The organism is Thermostichus sp. MS-CIW-34, from assembly GCF_054060435.1.
Map to the genome: position 1 here is coordinate 46,433 of NZ_JBSSDE010000003.1, position 17,365 is coordinate 63,797.

Here is a 17,365-nt window from a genome sequence, read left to right on the forward strand (position 1 = left end):
GAAAATGCGGCTGAAGAAACTGCTTCTTTCAGAATTAAAACAGAGCTTAACATCATCCAGCAGGGATCCGGACTAAGTTCAAGAAATGTAAAGGAAGTGGCGACCTAGAGAACGCCAATGTTAGAGAGGCCCAAAACGACCCCCACTCCCAACAAATGGCCAAAGCTGGCAACCCCGATGACTTCTGGCCAGGTCATTCCCAGTACCGGCCCAGTCTCTGAGGCCACTCCAGAGGAGGATTTGAAGCTCAAGTAAGCCAGCCCTGTGCAGAGCAGAATGATCACGGCGTTCAGGGGGGACCAGGGGCTGGTTTGAGCGGTCAGAGCCAACAGCGCAACAACAGGCATCATGGTTTCCATCCTCAGCTCAGGTTAACCGACCCTTAGATTACCCCTCCTGCTGGGATCCCCTCGCAATCTGCACATGAATTGCAACAAAACCTCACACTACGGCTTTTCTCTGGCTTCAGGGGCAGTTTGCCGTTGCCGGGATCCTTCAGGAATCCTTGGCCAGGAGAGGAAGGTGCCCCCATGGCTGGGGTTGTGAGGAAAATAAGGCTTGGGCTGAGAAGCTGGGCAGGTCTCTGCCGTATACTAACGAAAGTTAACAAACTTATCTCTTCGATCTCTTTTCGGTGTGATGACTGGGACGCGCTGCCTCGACCCATCCTCTCTGTCTGCACTGTGCGCACCTAAGGATGGCTGCCGATGACTGTTGCTGCTACTGCTGAACCAGCCCAAAAACCTTTCGCATTGCCTCGTGAGCTGTTGGGGCCACCCTCGGAATTTTGGAATCCCACCTTGCTGATGTTTTTGGCTGCGGTGGTGCTTTCGGCCTCTTGCTTTGGCGGGTACGCCTTTTGGCACTGGCCCAAATGGATGGTGTTCTGGCTCAATTTTGTGGCCCTCTATGTTCTGGGCACGGTGATTCACGATGCTTCCCATGGCTCGGCCCACCGCAACCGCTTTCTGAACGAGGCACTCGGACACGGCTCTGCCCTGTTGCAGGGTTTTGTCTATCCCGTCTTTAAGCGGGTACACATGCAGCACCACGCCCACGTCAACCATCCTGAAGACGATCCCGATCACTATGTCTCAACGGGAGGGCCGCTGTGGCTGATCGCGCCGCGGTTTTTCTACCATGAGGTGTTTTTCTTTAAGCGGCAGCTCTGGCGGAAAGGTCGCTGGGATCTGCTGGAGTGGGGCTTGAGTCGGCTGGTGGTTATCCTGACCTTTGGTCTGGCCAGCTACTTCGGCTACACCGACTACATCATGAACTATTGGCTACCCCCTGCCTTTATCATGGGGTTCTTGCTGGGCTTGTTTTTTGACTACCTGCCCCATCGCCCTTTTCAATCCCAAGAGCGGTGGTACAATGCCCGCGTCTATCCCGGATGGCTGACCAACATTCTGCTGTTGGGGCAAAACTATCACCTGATCCACCATCTCTGGCCTTCTGTTCCCTGGTACAAATACCAAGCAGCCTACTGGGCAGCCAAACCTGAGCTGGACGCGCGCAACTGCCAGCAAACGCTGGGGATCTGGGAGAAGGGAGAGTTTTGGGGCTTTTTGTACGATGCTCTGATCGGTCTGCACTGGCACAAGCCCACTTCAGCTCACCCCGCTGCGCCAGCCAATCCAGAATCGGAGGGATCCCCTGCGGATCCACAGCTTGGCTAGCATGGTTTGGCCAACGCTGCAAGTCCCGCAGGTGCTGCTGTTTGTGGAAGCGGCCAGCCTGTTGCAGGACTCTAGCCAGGTTTTGCTGCAGGCCGGTCGGGCAACGGCAGATTTGCCGGAGTTGATCGCAGAAGCGCAGGCGCGGGCCGAAGCCCAGGTGCAGCTCCTTGGGATCCCCGCAGACTTGCGGGCACAGGTGCGAGGGATCCTCAGGTTGACCTCGCCCCAAGAGGTGCTGGCCTACTTGCAGGACTTGCTGGACAGGGGATCCGGCCCGGATTTGGAAACCTTTTTGGAGCAGGCGGGATCTGCCTCTACGGTGCTGCGCTTTCCCCCCCTGTTGGTGGGGGCTGTGGCTCTGGAGGTGGTGCTGGAGCGGTTGGACTTTTCCCCAGAAGAGCGGGCTGTGGTGCAAGCCCAACGGGATCAATGGGAACAGGCTCTGGCGGAATTGGCCATCCACCACAGGGTTTCCCCAGAGCCGCTGCAGGCTGCTGCCGAGACGGTGCTGCGGGCGGCTTCAGCAGAGGAGCTGCTGCAACTGGGGCAGGATCTCCTTCAAGATCTCCAAGATCTCGCTGCTGCTGATTCTGAGCCAGAAGCCGAGCCCCAGGTGGAATTGGCGGGGCCTCTGCTGTTCATGATGGTGGCCGATCACCTGTTGGCCCAAACAGAGTATCCGCTGACCCCGGAGCAGCGGCTGGACTTGCAAACCAATCGCGCCGTGGCAGAAACCCGCTACTTGGCCATGCAAAAGTTGGGCCGCATTGAAAACTTGGCGGAGCAGCAGGCTTATATTCGATCCTGGATTGACCAAGCTTCCGTACCGGATTTGCTGCAGGCTTTGGATCGCTTTTTCGCGGCGTCTGAACCCAACTCGTGAGGCCCAGAGATCACCAAAGGTTTGCTATCCCCTATCCTGGAAGCAAAGGGATCCCACTTGAGGTGCGAAAGTGGACTGGGGCAGCCTGTTCTGGATTTTCCTGATCTTCAGCTCTTTGCAACCTCTGCTGAACCGTCGTGCCCAAGAGTTCCGGCGCTTGATGGCCATTCGGGAGTTGGAGCAAAAGCGGGGCAGCCGGGTGATTCTGCTCATTCACCGCCAGGAGTCGATTAGTTTTTTGGGGATCCCGGTTTCCCGCTACATCAGCATCGAGGACTCCGAACAGGTGTTGAGGGCAATTCGCCTTACCCCACCCAATACCCCGATTGATTTGATTTTGCATACCCCCGGTGGCCTGGTGCTGGCCACGGAGCAAATTGCCCGCGCCTTGATCCGCCATCCGGCCAAAGTGACAGTGTTTGTGCCCCACTACGCCATGTCGGGGGGGACAATGCTGGCCCTGGCCGCCGACGAAATCGTCATGGATGCCAATGCAGTCCTGGGGCCGGTGGATCCACAGTTGGGGGGGTATGCTGCCGCCAGTATTCTGCAGGTGGTGGCGGATAAACCCATTGCCGAAATCGATGACCAAACCTTGATCCTGGCAGATCTGGCCCGCAAAGCGATGCAACAGGTACAGAACTTCGTGCGGGATCTCCTGAAGGACGATGTGCCCAAGCGCAAAATTGCCCCCGAACGCATCGAGCCCCTCATCCAGTACCTAACCAGTGGACAAGTTACCCACGACTACCCCATCACCGCCGAAGAAGCCCAAAGGTTGGGCCTGCCCATTTCTACCGAGTTGCCACCCCAAATCTATGCCCTGATGGACTTGTACCCGCAGGCCACCATAGGCCGTCCTTCTGTACAGTACATCCCTATCCCCTATGATCCCCGCCCCGCTCTGCCCAGAGGGGGATCCCGCTCTGGCCTAGGGTGAACTCTTGGCGTAAGCTTCCATAGCTTCCAGGCGCAGCCCCCCTGCCCGGCGAAACAGCTCTTGTCCGGTGTGCAGATGGCGGTCGTCGAAGTTCAGGGGGAAATACTGCAGCTCCTCTAGAGCGTCCTCTAGGTGGTTGAGGGCGTAGTAGAGGCGAGAAGCCACTCCCCCCAGGCTGCTGGGATTGGGGAGGCGGCCAAAGATCTGCTGGGCTTGGGCCAGTTTCTGCGCACACTCTTCCAGATAGTCAGCAAAAGACTGCAACAGGTTGGGATCAAAGGGATCCGCCGCCAAAGCATGCAACTGAGGCTCTAGGGAAGACAGCAGGGGCCCCAAAACTCGGTTTAGGGGGGTGTAGACCTGTTGGATCCAGGCTGCGCGGGCGATGGCTTCGTGGCTGACGGTTTCATGGGGAGATCCCCTCGGCTGAGGGCAGGGTGAGGTGCGGCTGGAGTGCAATTGCCGGTCGTAGTCGCGGCGAGATTGCGGATCTTTGAGCACCGCGTAGGCAGCGTTGATCTGGCGGATGCGCTCAGCGGTGGCCCGATCTTTTTTGGCCAGCAGGCTATCGGGATGGTGGTACTTGACCAAACGACGGTAGGCGGACTTGATCTCCTCCGCCGTCGCCCCCACGGCAACGCCCAAAACTTCGTAATGGGATCCGCTCTCCATAACCCCTAGGCTTGCCGGAAAGAAAAGAAACTTCCACATTGTACCTGCAGCCTAGAATAAAGGTGAGTTTTCCGGTGCTGCCCCATGTCTTCTTCTCCACAGGGATCCCCCAACCCTTTCAGTGCCCTCTTGGGGGCCGCCATCGCCGTCAGTTTGGGCTACGGGTTCTTTCAACTGCTGCTCTCGATGTTGGCCAAGTTGCCGCCGATCGATGTGGAGATTGGATCGTTGGCCCGCGGAATCAGCATTCTGGTGCGCTACCTGCTGGTCGGTTCCGTTTCCCTGATTGCCTTCATGTTTGCCATGGTGGGGTTGGGGCTGGCGGCCTATTGTGTGCAATTGCTGGGAGAGCGGCTGACCTCCTCTCAGCGCTGAACCTAGGGGCACAACCTGATACATTTACGCTGAACACTGCTGAACATCACTGTTCAACTATGCAGCGATAGCATTCTGTTTGTTTCCAACCAGAATGGCGGTATCCCGCAAAGCTTTGAGTAGAATACCCAAAGCGCAGTTTCCGTGTCGTCTTACTACCAATTTTCTGCTTTGCTTTGGCTACCATGTTGGCAGACTCGAAAGTAAACAGAAAGATCAACTGGTAGTAATCCGTACTGAACATATTATACATTATTTTCAGTATAGTTGAGCTTATTATTGACTAGAGTCATGCTCTGGCCGACTCGTTGGGCGTTTATCATGATGAGCCAGCTTCTTCTCAGCGCAGCACCACCTTGGGGGAGAGCAACAAAGTCAGGGATCCCTGGCGGTAGTCAATCCGGCCTTCGGCAAAGCGCACTTGGGCTAGGCCCGCTTTTTTGAGGGTGATCGCGTGGGCGTTGGCCGGGTTTAGACCAACAGCCGCTTGTACCCACAGGCTCAGATCCGGCTGGTGACCGACCAGAGCCAAAGACGCCAGAGGTTCCCGCTCTGCTTGCCAGCGCACCAGGTCAGCAAAACTGCCGCCCGGAGCCAGCGGTTCAAACACCTCCACAGCTTCGGCCAGGTTCTCGTCCAAAAAGATCTCAGCCGTCTGCCGAGCCCTCACCAGGGGACTGGTGAGCAGGAGATCCCACCTCCAGCCCATGTTCTTGAGCTGGCGGGCAATCTTGCGGCAGCGCTTGCGACCTTCGTCTGTAAGGGCCCGAAAGGCATCCTCGACTTCTGGCCGGGGTTCCTCGGCTATGCCATGGCGAATAAAATCCACGGCCAATTCCTGTCGGGCAGTCTGCTTTTCTGCCGCCCCCTGATGGTGCTCCGCGCTGCTAACGCGAACGCTCTCCTGTTGTTCAGACCCAGAGACCATAGAACCCCGTCCTGTCAGCGCGAACGGCACTGTCAAATCTTGACTGCCAAATCTTGGAATAACTGTAACTCTCCCAGAATACTGTGGGAAAAAAGCCCACTCCCTCTACGGCAGCACTCCCGCGACAAAACCGGAAGTCATGAAGAAGACGAGGGGTTATGCAGTCGCTGGCTGACCAGAGTGCGCCCCTCCTGGGTGTAGAGCTGCCAGTAGTTCCAGTAGTTGCCAAACACGGACTTCACATAGCCCCGGGTTTCGGGGAAGGGGATCTGCTCCACAAACACGTCCGGATCCCCGAAGCCAAAGCGGTTCAGCCATCTGGCCACGTTGCCGGGGCCACCATTGTAGCTGGCCAGGGCCAGCAAGGTGTTGTCTTGATAGGTGCGGTGGGTGTAGTCGAAGTACCAGGATCCCAGGTAGAGATTGTCGGCGGGGTTGGTGAGGCTGTACTGGGCCAGGCCGATCTGCTGGGCAATCCAGCGGCCAGTAGCGGGCATCACCTGCATCAAGCCCAAAGCCCCCGAGGCCGAGACGATCTCTGGCTCAAAGCGGGATTCCTGCCGGATCAAAGCCGCCACCATCAAAGGATTGAGGTTAAATTGCCGCGACCAGCGGGCCAAGCCGGGTTGGGCGTAGGGATCCCCGCTCCAGGAATTGTCTGGGCCCGCATAGTAGTGCAGCGGATAGATGGCCTGCCAGAAATCTTGGCGCTGCCTCAACGTCTCCAGCAAGGGATCCGGCTCTTCGCTAAAGCGCAAAGCAGCCACCTGGTTAATGCCCCGCAGGTGCTCTCCGGCGCTGTTGCGCAAAATGCCCGTGACAAAGCGCTCGGCAACGCTCATCTGGCGGGGATCCCGCTGCACGGGAGTTTCGCCCTGCCAGCGTTCCCAGGCCAGTTGGCTGGCTCCCATCAAATGCAGGGTTTGCGTAACTGCAGAGACCCCTGGCAACGGTTGGCGCACCGGCTGAAAATCCACCTCAACCCTTTTGCGCCCGCTGTAGAAATCCCCCACCGGCCAGCCCAGTTGCACTGCCGACCGCCAGCCGTAGTAGGTGTGGGGAAACTGCCGCAGCACCTGCCGATAGGTTTGCCGAGCTGCAGCCACATCCCCCTGCTGTTCCCGCCATTTGCCCGCCCAGTAGAGCAGTTGTGCCCCCATTTCCGTGTCCCGCTGGGCGGATCCAATCTGTTGAGCTAGGGCGATGGCTTGGCTGAGATTGCCTGCTTGCGCTTGGCTCCAGGCCACCGTCCAGGCGGCGTTGGCCGCAGCTTCGCTGGCTGGAAAGCGATCCCAAAGGGCTTGCCGGGTGGCTTGGGCCGATTGGGGGCTGGCGTTGCGATCATAGAGCTGGCTGAGGCTGAGCAACGCCTCTGGAGCTTCTTTATCTGAGCCGGCTCCCACCTGTCGAAGCAAGTCGATCGCCGTCGGCAGGTCGCTCAGTTCCGCCAAACGGCGGCGGGTGAGAGAAGCCTCTGGCCCATCGGGAAACTGTGCCAGCAGCGCTTGGTAAGCCGCTTTGGCCTGGGGAAACTCCCGCGAGATCTGGTGGCTGCGGCCCCAGCGGTAGAGGTTCTGAGAGGTGGCGGGGGCACGCCCATAGGCCCGGGCAGCTTTGCCGTACTCCCGTTGCTCCCAGTAGGCATCGGCGAGGATCTGCCAGTCGGAAGCCGTGAGGGATCCCTCCTGAGCCTGCCGCCAGCGATCCAGCAGCGGCGTTAGCCCAGGGGTTTGCGGGTGATGTTGGGCCAAATCCCGCAGCAGGTCATAGCGGTCGGGATCCAGCTCTAGCAAATGCTTGAGGGCACGTCCAGTCAGCGGGTGGGTGGGAAATTGCTGCCGCAGCCGATCCACCTGGCCCATCCCCCAGAGGGCGTAGGCGGCCACAGGACTGTGGGGATATTCCTGCAAAATCTGGGGCCACCAGATCCCTTGGGCTGTTTCCTTGTCCTGCAACTGTTCATAGGCTTGGGCCCTGAGCTTCCAAATCTCTTCCCTCAGAACCGGCAGGCTCTCTTCCAGCCCCTGCAAATGCTTCAAGGCAGATTGCGCTTGGCCGGCTTGCAGCGCTGCGTAGGCCCGCAGAAAGGCCGTTGTGGAAGTTTGGGGCAGTTGCGTCGGATCCCTGTCTTCTCGTGCAGAGGCCACTTCTACGGTTTCTGCCCAGGATGAGGTGTAGAAGCCCCAGACAGCTCCACCCAGAGCCGCTCCCGCTGCCAGCACACCGGCAGCCCATCTTGTCCAGCGTCGTTGGCTGCTTGTCAGGATCCCCATGCTTTACCTCCCCACCACCTCTGACCTACGATACTCAACCTGACTGCGTTGAGTCACCAGACAACTCGATACTTGCGAAACGGCTGGAAAGCTCACCTGGCAAGCGGTCACCGAGCATTGGGGCCAGGCGATAGGCAGGGAGAGATGCAACGATTTCTTCAAACTTCAAACGGCGGTGAAACGGCTCATTTCCCCAATTGCGTTGTCGGGCTTTCACTGCGGTACACCTTGGCCCCGACACTGCGCAGCTTTTCGTCAATGGCTTCATAGCCACGGTCGATGTAGTGCAATCCGTGGATCGTGGAGCAGCCTTCAGCCGCCAGACCGGCCAACACCAGGGCCGCACCCGCCCGCAGGTCGGTAGCCACCACCGGAGCGCCGGAAAGGGACGGCACCCCTCGGATCAGGGCCACTCGGTTCTTCAGGCGAATATCGGCTCCCATGCGATTCAGCTCGGGAATGTGGTGCATGCGGTTTTCAAACACCGTCTCCTCAATGGTGCAACTGCCCTCGCTCAAGGCGGCCAAGGCCATGATCGGCGCCTGCACATCGGTGGGGAAACCGGGATAGGGCAGCGTTTGAATATCGGTTGCCTGACACAGCCAGCCTGAGCTCAGTTGAGCCGGGGCAATGCGCAGCCGGTTTGGGCCTTCCTCTTCCACCCGCAGCCCCATCGCTTGCAACTTGGCGATCACCGCCCGCAGATGATCGGGAATAACAGGGCCAACCGTGAGGTGAGAGCGGGTAATGGCCCCGGCAATGAGATAGGTGCTGGCCTCGATGCGGTCGGGAATGACCGTGTACTCTGTTCCATGCAAGCGGGGCACCCCTACCACCACAACCGTATTGGTGCCGACACCGCGAATGCGGGCCCCCATGGCTTGACAAAAACGGGCTAGATCCGCCACCTCCGGCTCTTGGGCGGCGTTCTCGATCACCGTTTCTCCATCCGCCAGCGTAGCGGCCATCATCAAGGTCTCGGTGGCACCGACGCTGGGATAGTCCAGGTAAATACGGGTTCCCAACAATTTACGGGCATAGGCATGAACCACCCCATGCTCGATTTGTACCGTCGCCCCCAAGGCTTGTAGACCCCGCACATGCAGATCCACAGGACGAGACCCGATCGCACAGCCGCCGGGCAAGGGAACTCTGGCCACCCCCAGCCGCGCCAACAGAGGCCCTATGATGAAAAAGCTGGCCCGCAACTGGCTGACCAATTCATAGGGAGCTTGAGAGGTTTTCAGGGAGCTGGCATCCAGGTCGAGGGTATTGCCAACATGGGAAACCTTAACTCCCAGCGTGGCCAGGATCTGTCCCATGCGTTCAATGTCCAGCAGACGCGGCACGTTGTGAATTCGACAGGCCTCAGGAGCCAAGATGGCCCCGGCCATCAGCGCCAAGGCAGAGTTTTTTGCCCCGCCAATGGGGATGTGGCCACTCAGGGTCTGCTTGCCAATGATTTTCAGCACTGGCCCCATCATCTCTGGCGCGGTTGCCATGCCGGTCTGGGGCGGCGTCAGGCCAGGCTCTAGGGGATCCGCCCCGCTGACGCGATTGTCAAAACCTTTCAATCTCCCTCCTCACCCACAAAAAATAGGCGAACCCTTCTCAGAGAATACTCTGGGGATCACAGCAGCGGCTAAACTCGCAAGCCAAATTGGGTGTGAGGAAGAAGTTCCCATGGCTGTGCTTCTATCCTGCAGCAGCGGACAGGGGAGCGGCTAGGCCAGTTCACCAGATGCAGGTTCTCAGCGAAGGCAACTGGGGGGCAGCCCAACAGCAGGGGGCGGTATGATGGATGCTCAGGGGAAGTGCTTGCAAGGAAAACAGGAAGGAGACAGCCGATGATTGCCACTCAAGTCTCTGCCCAAGAGTTGTTTCGGGCCGCCTATGAAAACCGCTACACCTGGGATCCCGCTTTCCCAGGCTACAGCGCCGAGGTCAGCTATTGGGATGGGGAGCGCACATTCGTTGGGCAGGTGCGAGTGGGGGCAGACCTAAAGGCCACCGTTACGGGCGTAGAAGATGAGGAAGCTCGAAAAGCCATTCACAACCAACTTTGGGAGATTGCCATTCACCGAGTGCGCCGCAGCTTCGACGAGACCCATGGGAACAACACCTTCCGTTACGGCCAAACCCTGCCCGATGGCACAGTGGAGATCCTGGTGGGGGGCAAAGCAGAAGGGGATCGCTACCACGTGCGCGATAACCAGGTTACCATGGTGCATCGGCATATCCACGGAGTGGTGGTTACCATCCACACCTTCAGCAGCCACGATACCGGCGAAGGCTATCTTTCCCACCGCTACGATTCCGTCTATCACGATCCCCAAACGGGCCAGCAAAAGGGCGGGCGCAGCCAATTCGAGGATCTGTATACAAAAGTGGGCAAGTACTACATCCTCTCGGAGCGGTGTATCCAGACGGAGACGGAAACCGGCCCTGTGGAGAAGCGCTTCACCTTCAGCAACTTGACCTTGCTGGACACTGGGGCGTGAGCGACCCGGCATTGACCCCAGCAGGGTAGGGGGCCAGCTCTCCCGTTCGTCACTGTTGGGCAGCTACCGGGAGGCTGAGTTCACGCCCTTCTTGGCGGCCAAGCCTTTCTCGATAACGGGAAAGCCGATCTGTAGGCTTTCAAGCTTTGTTGCAGAACGATCCTCCCGGTTAGAAAAAGCAAGAGAGCCTGAGCTATGCTTTGAATATTCTCCCGCCTGCGATTGGCATGGACAACACCACAGCAAAACCTGACCCGGATGCCGAAGCCCCCATTGGTGCCCCTGAGCTGATCATTCGCCCCGCCCAACTGGGGGATCTGGAGGCTGTGGAAGAGATTTTGGCGCAAGCCTTTGATGAAGAGTACAGCAGCCGCTCGGTGGATATTCGTCGCCAAGTGCGGCGGTTGCGCCAGTGGTATGGGCCCCTGAAAACCCTGACCCTGTTTCCCAATCGCTTCCAGCACATGTTTACAGTGCATGTGGCGGAGCTGAAGGGCAAGATTCAGGGGGTGATTCAGGTTTCTCCCTTCAACCATTCCCGCAGCACCTGGCGGGTCGATCATATCGCAGTGGCGCCCTCTGCCCAGCGACAGGGGGTGGGATCCCGGCTGCTCAAGCACTGCATGGAGCACTTTCGGGAAGCTCGCACCTGGATCCTGGAGGTGAACATCCACAACAAAGGGGCAATGGCGCTCTACCGGCGCAACGGCTTCCAACCCTTGGCTCAGATCACCTACTGGTCGATTCCAGCCGATATTCTGGCAGCTCTCAGCCAGCACGAGCCCAAATTGCCCAACCTGGTGCCGGTGACCAACCGGGATGCCTATGCCATCTACCAACTGGATACGGGATCCATGCCGGCCACTGTGCGCCAGGTGTACGACCGTGAGGTGAACGATTTTCGCACTAGCCCACTGGATTGGCTTTTGGAGCAGGCCAAATGCGCCATTAGCCAGACGGAGCGGGTGGAAGTGTGTGTTTATGAGCCCGAACGCAAAACCGCCATCGGCTACTTCAACTTGAAGTTGGATCGCACCGGGCAGCAACCTCATGTGGCCAAGCTTACGGTTCACCCTGCCTACACTTGGCTTTACCCCGAACTCATGGCCAAGATGGCCCAGCTTACTCAGGCTCATCCGCCGCAATCTCTGGCCTTGGCCTCCACCGATTACCAGCCGGAACGGGAGGAGTTCTTGCTGAAGCTGGGAGCCCAGGATGTAGAGCGGACGTTGCTGATGTCGCGTTCGGTGTGGCACAAAATCCGCGAAAGCCGCCTCTTTACCTGGGATAGTGCTTATCTCAACGCGATGCTGCGGGGATTACAGGTGAAGCAGCCGGTGCCGGAGCGGTTTGAGGGGCCACCGGAAGGCTGGCTGGAGCACCACTTTCATCCCATCAGCCCAACTGAGCCGGATCCCAGCTCTGGTCGCGTCGGCGGTGCGGAGTCCTCACCAGGGCTCTCCAGAGACTCCCAATCTGAGGCTTCTCCACCCCCTAGCTAAGGGAGAGAGAGCCCCAATCCTGGCTTGCTTGCACCTTGCGAAAAACGGATGAAAGACCCGAAGGGCAATTCTACTGCGGATCCCTCTTGGCGGGCGCTGATTCAGGCGGCACTGCACCGGAACCGTAGCGATCCCGGTGTGCGGTATTTGCAATTGGCCACGGTGGATCCCCAGGGGCATCCGCGCAACCGCACGGTCGTTTTCCGGGGGTTTTTGGGCGATACCGACCGCATTCAATTGGCGGTGGATAGTCGCAGCGAGAAGATCCGACAAATTGCCCACTGCCCCCAAGCCCAGATCTGCTGGTATTTCTGCAAAACCCGCGAGCAATTCCGCATCGCTGGCACCCTTGAGGCCATCGCCGCCGATCATCCGGATCCCCAGGCCCAGCGCCAGCGGCAGCAGTTGTGGCAACAGATATCGGAAAAAGGACGGCTCCTCTGGTTTTGGCCGGAACCTAAGGGGCTGCTTGCCCCGCCAGAGGCTTTTATTCAAGAGTTGCCGAAAGAGAAAGATCTGCTGCCCCCGCAGACTTTTGTGGCATTACTGCTGGAGCCAACAGAGGTGGATCACTTGCAGCTTAAGGGGGATCAGATCTATCCCCAATTGCGGACAGTGTACGAACGTACCTCCCAAGGGTGGCAGCGTCGGGCCGTGAATCCCTGAAGGCGATCCAAACTGGTTTCAGCCTGGTCTGGAGTGGGGGATCCCTTATTCCTTGTTCCTCCAAAGCACAGGGAATAGAGGAATGGACGTGTTAACGTAGCTGAACGATCGTGTTCTGCACGGTGGGGGCGTTATCCTCTGATGGAACTCTGTACGCGTATGGCTGGTCTATCAGGGGTAGGGCAGCAGTTGATGCCTTTTGTCTAACTCGACACGTATCACTTTGGCTTGCAGTGGTCTCGATGTGCGTCTTGATCTGCTCATTCGCTCAGGCTGTTGCCTCTTTTTTCGCCGGCGGCCCATTGCTGAACAGAGCTTTGAGGGGCAAGGGATCCCTAGTGTTGTCTGTCGCTTTGGTTGGGGTAGGGGTTCTCGTGCAGGGATTGAGAGCACAGACTCTGGAGAAACCGACGCTGGAAGCCTTGGAAGATTCCGTTGAGGGGAATGTTGTCCCTGTTCTGCACTCAGAGCCTGCCTTGCCCCCCCAGGCTGCCCCCACCTCCGCCCGCACAGGATCCTTTCGGGTCGGCAATCGCACGCCCCATCCGGTTCGGCTGGTGATCTTGATGCGCAGCGGCGAACGGATGATCAATCCGGAAACGGCCCACTGGGACTTTGCCCCTGGAGAGGGGGGGAGCGAGGGATTGCTGCTGAGCTTGGGAGAAGAACCGCTGCAAATCGGCCCCGGAGACATTGTGGTGGCTTTCGCCTTGGATGGAACCCGCCGCTATTGGGGGCCAAATGTGGTGGGAGAGTCTCTGGCCCCGTTTTGGGATGGGGAGAGCGGCTCCTGGTCGATGATCTTGCAGCCTTAGGGTGCTCCGCGCGCAGCTTGGACATTTGCAGCGGTCACCTCAAACTCCTCTGGGGCAACTTCTCCATTCCTCACTCTTCTGGGCCGAAGGGGGAGGATCCAAGCAACAGAACATTTTGAGAACAGTCTCCAAACCATAGTCATTTCAAGCTAGATTGAGACACTCCCCAAGCGCTCTGTGCCGCTGCCGCGACCAACCCCAGCTCTTCTCCCAGAGAGAGAGGGAAGTTAGGGAACAATGCAACAGAAATGTTTCATTCCTGTTTAATAATGACTACACAAGTGGCTGCGCAGTTTATAGCTCTGTAGGGTGTTGGCCAGCAGCATCGTTACCGTCATCGGCCCTACGCCGCCCGGTACGGGCGTGATGGCAGCGGCCAACTCTTTGACCGCTTCATAGTCCACATCTCCCACCAGTTGCTCAGATCCGGCAGGGGTCTCGATGCGGTTGATGCCAACGTCGATGACCACCGCGCCGGGTTTCACCATGTCTGCCCTCAATAGGCGGGGGCGGCCCACGGCCATCACCACAATGTCGGCGGCGCGGGTCACTTCTGCCAAGTCGGGGGTGCGGGAGTGGGCTAGGGTGACCGTCGCATCGGCGGCCAACAACATCAAGCTCAAGGGCTTGCCCACCAAGATGCTGCGACCGACCACCACTGCCTTTCGGCCTGCAATCGGGATCCCTTCTGCCTGCAACAGGCGCATCACGCCCAAAGGGGTACAACTGCGTAGGCCGGGCTCGCCGCGCAACAGCCGGCCCAGGTTGAGGGGGTGAAGTCCATCCACATCTTTGTCGGGATTGATGGCCAGAAGGGGGGGGATGGGATCCCAGCCGGGGGGCAGGGGCAGTTGGACGAGGATGCCATCCACCCGCTCGTCCTGATTGAGTTGGTCGATGGTGTCGAGCAAATGGGCAGGGGAGTCTTGGGCGGAAAAATGTCGGCCAAAAGAAGCAATGCCCAACCGCTCACAGGCCCGCTCTTTGCCGCGCACATAAGCCGCACTGGCGGGATCCTCTCCAACCCGCAGCACTGCCAATCCCGGTGGCCGCCCCACCTGGGGTATCCAAGCTTGCACTTGGGCGGCCATCTCCGCTTGCAAGCGGGCGGCTAAGGCTTTGCCATCGAGGATCTTTGCGGGCATGGGGGCGCAAGGATAAAGACAACCATCCAACGACCATCCATAGTGAAGCAGAATGGCGACAGCAGTGCAGGGGGAATGATCAGGTGGGATCCCTAGAACGCCTGCGAGTCTTCTTCCTCTTGGCCCAATTGCTCGATGATGATCTCCACCTGCTGCCGCTTTTGCTCTAAAAAGTCCGCGCAGGTTTTCAGGGTTTGGGCGGCCTGTTGAAAGCGCTCCACCACTTCCGCCAGATCCAGTTCCCCCGATTCAATCTGGGCAATCAAAGTTTCCACCTCGGCAATGGCTGCTTCATAGCGCCACGGCTCCTCACGTTTGCGGCGGCTCATGGCTCTCCTCTACTCGTACCCATAGGCTTCCCGAGGCCAGTTGTATCATCAGGCGGGTTTGGGGAGGCAGGCGATGGGTGCGGATCAGGGATCCCTCTTCATCTCGCACCAAGGCATAGCCCCGTTTCAGAATGGCTTCGGGATCGAGCGCTTGGAGGCGATCTTGTAGGGCCTGTTGGTGCTGTTGGTGTTGCTGGAGGCGATGGCGCACGGCTTGGAGCAGGCGATGTTGGCGCTGGGTCAAGCGCTCCTGGGCCTGTTGCAACAGCCGCTCTGGATGCACGTAAGCCAGGTGGTGTTGGGCCTGCTGCAAACGCTGCTGGGCCCTTTCCAAAGCTTGGCGAGTGCGTTCGATCAACTTCTGGCGCAACTGGGATCCCTGACGCTGCAATTCCCCCAGATCCGGCACGATCCGCTCGGCAGCTGCCGTTGGGGTATGGGCGGCGTAGTCGGCAGCGTAGTCAGCCAGGGTTTCATCCCGCTGGTGGCCAATCCCGGTGACCACCGGGATCCGACATTCGGCAATGGCTCGCACCACCCGCTCATCGTTAAAACAGGCCAAATCTTCGCTGGCTCCACCGCCCCGCGCCAAAAGAAGCACTTCCGCCCGCCCATCCTGTTCCACCCGGCGAATGGCCCGCACAATTGATTCCGGGGCCGCCTCCCCTTGCACTTGAGCTGGGGAGAACAGCACCCGTAGCCCGGGGTAGCGCTGGTTGAGGGTGCGCCGAATATCTCCCCAGCCGGCAGCGTGGGGGGAACTAACGACGGCAATGCACTGGGGATGAACAGGCAGAGGTCGTTGATTATCGAACAAGCCCTCAGCACTGAGGCGGGCCTTGAGCTGTTGAAATCGCAACGCCAACAGCCCTTCCCCGGCAGGCAGCAATTGCCAGATGACGAGGCGATAATGGCTGCCGCCGCTATAGATGCCAAGTTGCCCAAGGGCAAGCACCTGTTGCCCCACTTCCGGCCAGAAGCTGAGCCGGGAAGTTTGGCCCTGCCAGACCACCCCCTTGAGAACGTCACCGGTTTCCGGATCGACTAGGGTCAAGAACAGGTGGCCATTGCGGTTGCGCTGGCAACTGGAGACTTCCCCGCTCACCCACAGCCTGACCAAGTAGGGATCCCCGGCCAGCAGCGATTTCAAATAACGGGACACTCCCCCCACTGAGAGCAGGGGAGCTTCATCCGTGAGCAAAAACTCCATCCCACTGCTGCGGGCGGCTAAAGTCACTTCTGAAGGGACAGGATCGCGCATCCAGGGTTCTCGAATAGCGATGGGACTTGTCGGGATCCCATCTAGAATAGGCGACAACCGGGCGAGAGAGGAGGTGAGCTGGCGGGTGACCTTCGCCCAGTGGCTGGGGCTAGGGGCGCTGTTGGGCCTGCTAGTTCTGCTTTGGCAGATCCGGCAGATCCTGCTGTTGGTGTTCGCGGCCATTGTGTTGGCAGTAGCATTGGATACCTTGGCCCAGATCCCACAGCGCTACGGCTTTCGGCGTGGCCCCTCAATTGTCATCACCAGTTTGACGGTTTTGGTGGCCGCGATCTTGGTGGGGCTAATCGTGGTGCCCCCCCTGGCGGAGCAGTTGCGGCGGCTGTTTACCGATGGGGTGCCCGCCGGGATCGTGCAAGCGCAGCGGCTGTTCGAGAGCTTGATTCTCTCTTTGCCGACGGATATTGAGCTGCCGACGCTGCGGGAATTGGCCAATAGCTTGGTGCCCCAGGCCACCGAGTTGGTGCGACAGGTGCGCGACTTTTTCTCCGAGTCCTTCACTGCCTTTTTTGGCACCCTGCTCAACCTATTGTTTGTAATCATCCTCACCATTTTGTTGTTGGCGGATCCCCAAGCCTACAGTCGCGCTTTTGTCTCGGTTTTCCCGGCCTTTTACCGTCCCCGCATTCGCTACATCCTCAAGCGCTGTGAGCTGGCGCTGCGAGGGTGGCTGATGGGGATCCTGTTTACCAGCACCTTGGTGATGCTGCTGAGTGGGATCGGGCTGTGGATTTTGGGGGTGCCCCTGATCTTGGCCAATGCGGTGCTGGCGGGATTGTTCAACTTCATCCCCAATATCGGCCCCACCTTAAGCGTGGTGGCCCCCATGCTGGTAGCCCTCACGGATGCCCCTTGGAAGTCCTTGGCAGTGCTGGGGCTGTATATCCTGATCCAGCAGTTGGAAAGCAGCGTCTTCACCCCCATCGTTATGTCCCGACAGGTGTCGCTCCTGCCCGCCCTAACCCTAGTAGCTCAAGTTACTTCAGCCTTTTTCTTTGGGGTGCTGGGCCTGTTCCTGGCCGTGCCTTTGGCGGCAATCCTGCAGGTGTGGATTCAGGAGGTGCTAATTCGGGATGTCCTGGATCCCTGGCAGGGATCCCGATTGCGGCCCTTGCTCAGGTTGGAAAGTGGAGAGAACGGGATCCAAAGCTCCACCCAGGCGGAAAACCAGGATCCCATTCCGCGACCGCAATCGGTGCGAGAAGGTTGAGGGGGCAATGCTCCTGACTTGGCTCAACCCCATCAGCTTAGCCACACGACCGGCCCTTCCATTGGGCAGGAATCGACGTTCTCCCCACGGCTAGAGTCGGGGGATTCTTTCCCGTCGCTCCACGCTCCTCGCGCTTGACCGGTGTGAGAACGCGACAACTGGCAACTG

Annotated in this window: 17 protein-coding genes and 1 pseudogene; 9 read left to right on the top strand and 9 right to left on the bottom strand. The window is 59.0% G+C overall.

Annotation, left to right across the window (positions count from 1 at the left end):
* Positions 1-104: 104 nt before the first annotated feature.
* The gene (gene psaK / locus ACVWYY_RS01745) at positions 105-350 is read right to left on the bottom strand and encodes a photosystem I reaction center subunit PsaK (protein WP_011431775.1); all 246 of its coding nucleotides are present in this window, start codon (positions 348-350) and stop codon (positions 105-107) included.
* A gap of 357 nt (positions 351-707) precedes the next feature.
* Here psaK and ACVWYY_RS01750 point away from each other — a divergent pair, with 357 nt between their 5' ends.
* From ACVWYY_RS01750 to ACVWYY_RS01760, 3 genes are all read left to right on the top strand, one after another.
* Positions 708-1,679: a fatty acid desaturase gene (locus ACVWYY_RS01750; protein ID WP_011431774.1), complete on the top strand. Its 972-nt coding sequence runs from the start codon at positions 708-710 to the stop codon at positions 1,677-1,679.
* Position 1,680: 1 nt separating this feature from the next.
* Positions 1,681-2,562, top strand: coding sequence for a hypothetical protein (locus tag ACVWYY_RS01755; RefSeq protein ID WP_457402850.1), 882 nt, complete (start codon positions 1,681-1,683; stop codon positions 2,560-2,562).
* Between the two features lie 70 nt (positions 2,563-2,632).
* On the top strand, positions 2,633-3,502 hold the full coding sequence (locus ACVWYY_RS01760; RefSeq protein WP_414342647.1) for an SDH family Clp fold serine proteinase: 870 nt from the start codon (positions 2,633-2,635) through the stop codon (positions 3,500-3,502).
* Here the strand turns inward: ACVWYY_RS01760 and ACVWYY_RS01765 are convergent.
* Positions 3,494-4,174 carry a J domain-containing protein gene (locus tag ACVWYY_RS01765; RefSeq protein WP_457439413.1) on the bottom strand — a complete coding sequence of 227 codons (681 nt, stop codon included), beginning with the start codon at positions 4,172-4,174 and terminating at the stop codon, positions 3,494-3,496. The two genes, ACVWYY_RS01760 and ACVWYY_RS01765, sit on opposite strands and share 9 nt — an antisense overlap.
* Positions 4,175-4,258: 84 nt before the next feature.
* On the opposite strand from ACVWYY_RS01765, the gene ACVWYY_RS01770 reads away from it, so the two are divergent.
* Entirely contained in the window at positions 4,259-4,549 is a 291-nt protein-coding gene (locus ACVWYY_RS01770; RefSeq protein WP_457439415.1) for a DUF3082 domain-containing protein, read from the top strand.
* A gap of 57 nt (positions 4,550-4,606) precedes the next feature.
* Here ACVWYY_RS01770 and ACVWYY_RS01775 read toward each other — a convergent pair.
* The 4 genes and pseudogenes from ACVWYY_RS01775 to murA form a co-directional block, all read right to left on the bottom strand.
* A pseudogene (locus ACVWYY_RS01775) lies at positions 4,607-4,790 on the bottom strand (hypothetical protein); the annotation flags it as partial.
* Positions 4,791-4,889: 99 nt separating this feature from the next.
* Entirely contained in the window at positions 4,890-5,477 is a 588-nt protein-coding gene (sixA, locus tag ACVWYY_RS01780; RefSeq protein ID WP_457439417.1) for a phosphohistidine phosphatase SixA, read from the bottom strand.
* A gap of 137 nt (positions 5,478-5,614) precedes the next feature.
* On the bottom strand, positions 5,615-7,750 hold the full coding sequence (locus tag ACVWYY_RS01785; RefSeq protein ID WP_457439419.1) for a lytic transglycosylase domain-containing protein: 2,136 nt from the start codon (positions 7,748-7,750) through the stop codon (positions 5,615-5,617).
* A 185-nt stretch (positions 7,751-7,935) separates the two neighbouring features.
* The gene (gene murA, locus ACVWYY_RS01790; RefSeq protein ID WP_457402852.1) at positions 7,936-9,252 is read right to left on the bottom strand and encodes a UDP-N-acetylglucosamine 1-carboxyvinyltransferase; all 1,317 of its coding nucleotides are present in this window, start codon (positions 9,250-9,252) and stop codon (positions 7,936-7,938) included.
* Between the two features lie 345 nt (positions 9,253-9,597).
* Here murA and ACVWYY_RS01795 point away from each other — a divergent pair, with 345 nt between their 5' ends.
* From ACVWYY_RS01795 to ACVWYY_RS01810, 4 genes are all read left to right on the top strand, one after another.
* Positions 9,598-10,251 (top strand): DUF3386 domain-containing protein, encoded by a 654-nt coding sequence (locus ACVWYY_RS01795; RefSeq protein WP_457402791.1) that lies wholly within the window; start codon positions 9,598-9,600, stop codon positions 10,249-10,251.
* A 227-nt stretch (positions 10,252-10,478) separates the two neighbouring features.
* Positions 10,479-11,753, top strand: a complete 1,275-nt coding sequence (locus ACVWYY_RS01800) for a GNAT family N-acetyltransferase (protein ID WP_457439421.1) — start codon at positions 10,479-10,481, stop codon at positions 11,751-11,753.
* 48 nt (positions 11,754-11,801) lie between these two features.
* On the top strand, positions 11,802-12,419 hold the full coding sequence (locus ACVWYY_RS01805; RefSeq protein ID WP_414388683.1) for an Npun_F5749 family FMN-dependent PPOX-type flavoprotein: 618 nt from the start codon (positions 11,802-11,804) through the stop codon (positions 12,417-12,419).
* Between the two features lie 338 nt (positions 12,420-12,757).
* Entirely contained in the window at positions 12,758-13,234 is a 477-nt protein-coding gene (locus tag ACVWYY_RS01810; protein WP_457402795.1) for a hypothetical protein, read from the top strand.
* Positions 13,235-13,497: 263 nt separating this feature from the next.
* Here the strand turns inward: ACVWYY_RS01810 and folD are convergent, their stop codons facing one another.
* The 3 genes from folD to xseA all read right to left on the bottom strand — a co-directional run bounded on the left by folD (position 13,498) and on the right by xseA (position 15,918).
* Complete coding sequence (gene folD, locus ACVWYY_RS01815; protein ID WP_414381700.1) at positions 13,498-14,379, bottom strand: bifunctional methylenetetrahydrofolate dehydrogenase/methenyltetrahydrofolate cyclohydrolase FolD; 882 nt, start codon at positions 14,377-14,379, stop codon at positions 13,498-13,500.
* Positions 14,380-14,471: 92 nt separating this feature from the next.
* Positions 14,472-14,708 (bottom strand): exodeoxyribonuclease VII small subunit, encoded by a 237-nt coding sequence (gene xseB, locus ACVWYY_RS01820; protein WP_414357481.1) that lies wholly within the window; start codon positions 14,706-14,708, stop codon positions 14,472-14,474.
* On the bottom strand, positions 14,689-15,918 hold the full coding sequence (gene xseA / locus ACVWYY_RS01825) for an exodeoxyribonuclease VII large subunit (protein ID WP_457439462.1): 1,230 nt from the start codon (positions 15,916-15,918) through the stop codon (positions 14,689-14,691). The genes xseB and xseA overlap by 20 nt, the downstream gene beginning before the upstream one ends.
* A gap of 124 nt (positions 15,919-16,042) precedes the next feature.
* Here xseA and ACVWYY_RS01830 point away from each other — a divergent pair, with 124 nt between their 5' ends.
* Positions 16,043-17,197: an AI-2E family transporter gene (locus ACVWYY_RS01830; protein ID WP_457388773.1), complete on the top strand. Its 1,155-nt coding sequence runs from the start codon at positions 16,043-16,045 to the stop codon at positions 17,195-17,197.
* Positions 17,198-17,365 lie beyond the last annotated feature (168 nt).

What these genes read in the sequence shown, in the direction of transcription:
- sixA (WP_457439417.1), bottom strand. Translation starts at nt 5,477, where the DNA reads ATGGTCTCTGGGTCTGAACAACAGGAGAGCGTTCGCGTTAGCAGCGCG.
- xseB (WP_414357481.1), bottom strand. Translation starts at nt 14,708, where the DNA reads ATGAGCCGCCGCAAACGTGAGGAGCCGTGGCGCTATGAAGCAGCCATT.
- xseA (WP_457439462.1), bottom strand. Translation starts at nt 15,918, where the DNA reads ATGGAGTTTTTGCTCACGGATGAAGCTCCCCTGCTCTCAGTGGGGGGA.
- ACVWYY_RS01770 (WP_457439415.1), top strand. Translation starts at nt 4,259, where the DNA reads ATGTCTTCTTCTCCACAGGGATCCCCCAACCCTTTCAGTGCCCTCTTG.
- psaK (WP_011431775.1), bottom strand. Translation starts at nt 350, where the DNA reads ATGATGCCTGTTGTTGCGCTGTTGGCTCTGACCGCTCAAACCAGCCCC.
- ACVWYY_RS01765 (WP_457439413.1), bottom strand. Translation starts at nt 4,174, where the DNA reads ATGGAGAGCGGATCCCATTACGAAGTTTTGGGCGTTGCCGTGGGGGCG.
- ACVWYY_RS01805 (WP_414388683.1), top strand. Translation starts at nt 11,802, where the DNA reads ATGAAAGACCCGAAGGGCAATTCTACTGCGGATCCCTCTTGGCGGGCG.
- ACVWYY_RS01800 (WP_457439421.1), top strand. Translation starts at nt 10,479, where the DNA reads ATGGACAACACCACAGCAAAACCTGACCCGGATGCCGAAGCCCCCATT.
- ACVWYY_RS01750 (WP_011431774.1), top strand. Translation starts at nt 708, where the DNA reads ATGACTGTTGCTGCTACTGCTGAACCAGCCCAAAAACCTTTCGCATTG.
- folD (WP_414381700.1), bottom strand. Translation starts at nt 14,379, where the DNA reads ATGCCCGCAAAGATCCTCGATGGCAAAGCCTTAGCCGCCCGCTTGCAA.
- ACVWYY_RS01785 (WP_457439419.1), bottom strand. Translation starts at nt 7,750, where the DNA reads ATGGGGATCCTGACAAGCAGCCAACGACGCTGGACAAGATGGGCTGCC.
- ACVWYY_RS01795 (WP_457402791.1), top strand. Translation starts at nt 9,598, where the DNA reads ATGATTGCCACTCAAGTCTCTGCCCAAGAGTTGTTTCGGGCCGCCTAT.
- ACVWYY_RS01755 (WP_457402850.1), top strand. Translation starts at nt 1,681, where the DNA reads ATGGTTTGGCCAACGCTGCAAGTCCCGCAGGTGCTGCTGTTTGTGGAA.
- murA (WP_457402852.1), bottom strand. Translation starts at nt 9,252, where the DNA reads ATGGCAACCGCGCCAGAGATGATGGGGCCAGTGCTGAAAATCATTGGC.